Below are 3,901 nucleotides of genomic sequence, written 5' to 3' on the forward strand. Positions count from 1 at the left end.
TTGTTATTATAATGAGGAGAAACCTAATATATTGCTTAAATTAGATGAAAAACAACCTCAAGTTCAAAAAAATGGTTTTGGCATTTATAAAATTGATGGTAAATATATTAAGGATGATAATATAATAAAGTTTGAATTACAGATCAAATCTCTTGTAAACGTGTTTTGGGGGGAAGTAGAGCACAAAGTTTTATATAAAAACTATAAATATCTTCTTACAGAAGAGTTGTTTAAAGACGTGATGTATTCTTTGAAGGAAAATTTAAGCATGATAGATAGGCAGCTTATGATCCTTTTTAATCATTTGAAAGATATGGATGAAACTAATATTGATAAGAGAAGAGAACAATTAGAATCGATTCTTTCTAAGGTAATATATGAAATTTATTCAGAGAAGACAAAAGAGGAGTTTGGTTTTGTTGTAGATTATAGAAAATCCTGTGATGTGATAGTTTCCTATGTTTTGAGAAAAAATGGTTCTGAAGAACCCAAAAGTTATGATGCAGTGTTTTTAAAGGTTTTAGAGAGACTTTATAAAATAAGGGAGAACGAGATATACCTGGATAGGCATATAGAATTTGAAAGAGAAATAGAGTATGAAGATGAATTTTGTGAAAGAATTGGGAAGGCTATTATCGAAATAATAAACAAAGATTTTAAATGGAACCTATTTTTTAAAATAATCTTTCAACTAGAAACAGGGAACAATGCAGATGAATTTGAAGGATTCTTAATTTTTATGAGAAATCGTTTTCTTAATAATTTAATATTAAATGAAGGATTGAATACTAAATTTACAAAAACTGAACGAGAAGAGATAATAAAATATATTATGGATTTAGTAGCAGAAAGTTTTATAAATAACAAGGAAATAGAGTTTATAAATGATGATAATATAGATTGTATGAATCGTAAGATAAATATAACTTTAAATAAGGCTATGAATTATAATATGTGGGAGGAAAATATAAAGTATTTTACCGATGAACTTCTAAGGAAATTTAAAGATTATAAATAATATTTTTAAATACCCACTTAAGATATATATCTTAAGTGGGTATTTTTTCTATAACACTAATGCTGCTATTGTTCCAAATATTATTAAAGGTATATTATAGTGGAGAAATGTAGGTATGACTGTGTCTCGAATATGATCATGTTGTCCATCTACATTTAATCCTGCTGTTGGTCCTAAGGTACTATCTGATGCGGGAGAACCTGCATCTCCCAAAGCACCGGCAGTACCTACTAATGCAATGGTGGCAGCAGGGCTGAAACCTAATGTCATAGCTAGGGGTACGTATATGGCTGCAATAATAGGTATTGTACCAAAAGAAGTACCGATACCTAAGGTGATTACAAGACCGATTAGTAACATTAGGAAGGCAGCTATTAATTTACTACCAGCCATTAATCCAGCCGCTCCTTCTACTAAAGTTTCTACTCCACCTGTTTCTCTTATTACTGCACCGTAGCCTGATGCAACTAACATGACAAAGGCAATGAATCCCATCATACCAATACCGCTATTCATTAAATTATCGATTTCATTAAATTTGAATGCACCTAATAGCCACATTACTATAAGACCAGCAAGGATTCCTAAAGGCATGGACTCTGTAGCTATTTGTACAACCATAGCTACTACTGCTCCAATTAAGGCGCCTATTTCTCCTTTGGTGATACTGGAGTTTTCAACATCTTTTGTTGTGGATAATTCTTCTATACCAATGGATTCATATTCTCTTGGTTTTCTATAAGAAATGAAGATGGCAATAAATAAACCAATAATCATTCCAATTCCAGGCAATAACATGGATTTCCAAACCATTCCAAACTCTATATTCATACCATTATCTACAATTGCGCTTGTTATAATATCGTGGAATATCCATCCAAAGCCTACTGGAAGCATTACATAAGGTGCTTTTAAACCAAAGGTTAAGGCACATGCAACACCACGTCTATCGATTTTCAAATCATTCATAACACCAAGTAAAGGTGGGATTAAAATAGGTATAAAAGCAATATGAACTGGTATTAAGTTTTGGGAAAAACAAGCTATAACTGCAATTAAAAATACTAGCATGGTTTTCATATCCTTCATAGACTCTGACAAACTCCTTGCTAATCTATTTGCCGCCCCAGTCTTACTAATAGCTGTAGCTAAGGCACCTAGTAGAATATAACTTAAAGCTGTTTCAGCATTACCACCCATGCCTCCAACTAAAGTGGACATGGTTGTTGTAAATCCCATTCCAGCAATTAATCCTCCAGAAAGAGCTGCTAAAAGTAAAGCAATGAGTACATTTAACTTTAGTAAACATAAAACAATTAATATTAAAACTGATGCAATAACTGGATTTATCATTAAATCACCTCTCTTAAAATTATAATAATTCACCTACTTTGCTTTCTACAGCATCTAAAATAGTATTGTTTTCTATTAATGCTGCACAAGCATCAATATCTACATTCATGATCCTATCTTCATTTAGTTTTTCTACTTTTTTACGAATTTCTTCATATGCAACTTTAGTACCTTGGCCTAATTTTATAGGGTCGCTAAAGTCAATGGCTTGGGTTGCTGCATATAGTTCGATGGCTAATACTTTTGTAGTATTATATAGTATTTCTTTGGCTTTTCGAGCGGCTATAGTTCCCATACTTACATGGTCTTCTTGATTGGCTGAAGATGGAATGGAATCTACACTGGCAGGATGAGCTAATACTTTATTTTCAGAAACTAAGGCTGCAGCTGTATATTGAGGGATCATAAAACCAGAATTTAATCCACCTTTTTCAGTCAAGAATCCAGGCAAACCACTTAATTGAGGATTTACAAGTCTTTCAATTCGTCTTTCTGAAGAATTGGCAAACTCTGATAAAGCTATTCCTAAAAAGTCAAAAGCTAAAGCCATTGGTTGTCCGTGGAAGTTTCCTCCAGAGATGACTTTTTTATCGTCAGCAAATATCAATGGGTTGTCCGTTACTGAGTTTAATTCAATATTGATTTTTTCTACTACATAGTTTATAGCATCTTTACTAGCACCGTGGATTTGTGGGATACATCTTAAAGTGTAGGCATCTTGGACTCTGATATCCCCTTGTTTAGATGTGAGTTGACTTTTCTTTGTAAGATTTAATAAGTTTTTAGCACAGTTCATTTGTCCTTCATGAGGTCGGATATTATGAACTCTTTCATCATAGGCATCTGTTATTCCATTTAAAGCTTCTATGGTTAAAGCTGCGGATATATCGGCTAACTTAGCTAGGTTTAAAGCGTCATAGGCTGTTAATCCACCTATGGCAGTCATGACGGGAGTTCCATTGATAAGGGCTAATCCTTCTTTGGAGGTTAGCTGTATAGTTGGGATATCTGCTTTTTCCATAGCTTCTTTGCCTTTCATCCTTACCCCTTGATAATAGGCTTCTCCTTCTCCTAACATTACTAACACCATATGGGCTAAGGGAGCTAAGTCACCACTGGCTCCTAAAGAACCTTTTTCTGGTATTACAGGATGGACTTTTTTGTTGAGCATTTCAACTAATACATTAATGGTTTTAAGTCTAATACCTGAATATCCTTTTACTAAAGCGTTGGTTCTTAAGAGCATTGCACCTCGGACATCTTCTTCTGCTAAAGGCTTACCTACACCACAAGAATGACTTCTAATTAAATTGGCTTGTAACTTGGCAGTATCTTCTTTAGAAATGGTCACATCACTAAATTTACCAAAACCTGTGGTTAATCCATAGACAACTTTTTCTTTTTCTACAAATTCATCTACTAGGGCTCTAGATTTTTTGATTCTAGAAATGGCTTCTTCTGATAATTGAACTGATGCATTATTCCTTGCCACATCTACCAAATCCTTAAGGGTTAAACTATTTCCGTCGA

General features: G+C 33.5%; 2 protein-coding genes and 1 pseudogene. 1 reads left to right on the forward strand and 2 read right to left on the reverse strand.

Going from position 1 to position 3,901, the window contains the following annotated elements; translation table 11 throughout:
- Nucleotides 1–1,018: pseudogene (locus VK998_RS06310) on the forward strand (hypothetical protein); the annotation flags it as partial.
- A gap of 48 nt (nt 1,019–1,066) precedes the next feature.
- Here the strand turns inward: VK998_RS06310 and VK998_RS06315 are convergent.
- Both VK998_RS06315 and hutH read right to left on the reverse strand, forming a co-directional pair.
- The gene (locus VK998_RS06315) at nt 1,067–2,371 is read right to left on the reverse strand and encodes a Na+/H+ antiporter family protein (protein ID WP_325226658.1); all 1,305 of its coding nucleotides are present in this window, start codon (nt 2,369–2,371) and stop codon (nt 1,067–1,069) included.
- A 19-nt stretch (nt 2,372–2,390) separates the two neighbouring features.
- A partial coding sequence (hutH, locus tag VK998_RS06320) for a histidine ammonia-lyase (protein WP_325226660.1) occupies nt 2,391–3,901 on the reverse strand: 1,511 nt, incomplete at its 5' end.

Source organism: Schnuerera sp. (genome assembly GCF_035459645.1).
Lineage (GTDB): Bacteria > Bacillota > Clostridia > Tissierellales > Tepidimicrobiaceae > Schnuerera.